The sequence below is a fragment of the Microbacterium sp. MEC084 genome (assembly GCF_004514465.2).
Classification (GTDB): domain Bacteria; phylum Actinomycetota; class Actinomycetes; order Actinomycetales; family Microbacteriaceae; genus Microbacterium.
Genome location: NZ_MYFP02000045.1, coordinates 1 through 1,137, shown reverse-complemented (window position 1 = coordinate 1,137; position 1,137 = coordinate 1). Strand labels below are relative to the sequence as shown.

Annotated in this window: 2 protein-coding genes; one reads left to right on the top strand and one right to left on the bottom strand. The window is 67.2% G+C overall.

The annotated features are described in order from the left end of the window. Positions 1-566: 566 nt before the first annotated feature. Entirely contained in the window at positions 567-878 is a 312-nt protein-coding gene (locus tag B5M43_RS14865) for a putative quinol monooxygenase (RefSeq protein WP_027020518.1), read from the bottom strand. 61 nt (positions 879-939) lie between these two features. Here B5M43_RS14865 and B5M43_RS14860 point away from each other — a divergent pair. After that, positions 940-1,137, top strand: a 198-nt coding sequence (locus tag B5M43_RS14860; protein ID WP_230667981.1) for a transposase, incomplete at its 3' end; no start/stop codon positions are given.

Genomic DNA, 1,137 nt, shown 5'->3' with positions numbered 1-1,137 from the left:
AGTAGGGCTGACGGGCGAGCTTGAGCACCCGGCACGACACCGTCACGGGGATCCCCGCGTCGGCGAGCTCAGACACGAGCGGTACGTCATTTTGGGGATCCACCGAATTTCAGGTTCGCCTGCGACAGATACGCCGCCGCTCGCCGGAGGACCTCGTTCTCCTGTTCGAGGAGGCGGACCCGCTTCTTCAGTTCACGAGCCTCGGCAGCGTCCACCGCGGTCTGACCGGGACGGTTGCCTTCCTCGACGCCAGCGCCTCCCGGCACTAACGATCAGTTGTCACCAGTTCCTGCTTCACGCCCGGCTTCCGGCGAACCGCCCCTGACCTGCGGAAACGCAGGTCAGGGGCGGTTCGGTTCTGGTGGTCGCGCGATGCGCTGGCCTCACGGCTCTGCCCGACACCGACGTCGCTCTCCTTTGCGACGGACCCCTCGCCGGCTGAGCGCTCGCGGCCGGCATCCTGTCCGTGTGCCGATAGGCCTCGCACCGCTCGGCAACGCAGCATGGCGTTGCGTCGCGACCTGGCGACGGCTCGGCGGGGCGCGATCGTCTCGTGCGTTGGCGGACTACGGGAGCTTGGACGCGAGGACGTCGGCCGCCAGGATCTCGGGTGCTGCGCTGAGGAGGTGCTGGTTGGCCATCAGGGCTGCGACGATGGCGCCGTTGGCGTGGGCGTCGCGAGCGGCCTCGTCGGGGAATGCATCGAAGATCCAGAAGGTGTCGGCGTGGGTCCTGACCGCGAACCAGACAATCGTTCCTACTTCTTCGTTGGCGAGTGCGACAGCGCCGGCGAGCAGATCGGCGAGCGCGTCGTGCTGTCCATCGGCCGCGACGATCTTGGCGACGAAGGCATACGGAAGTGATGCGGGTGTGGACATGAGGGACTCTCCTAGGGCGTGTCTGACAAAGGTTGGGGGCTGCGGCTGAGAGTCTCGAGGGGTGTCGCGGTTTCAGATGCTCTCTGATGCTCAGTGGTCGTTGATCGAGGGGATGCTGCCGCGTCCCACGGGCCGGCCGGGGCGGAAGTTCTCCGACGCTCGAACGATGGTGGAGGGGATCGTGTACCGGTATCGGACGGGGATCGCGTGGCGGGATCTGCCGGCGGTGTTCGGGCCGTGGCAGACGGTGTGGACCTGG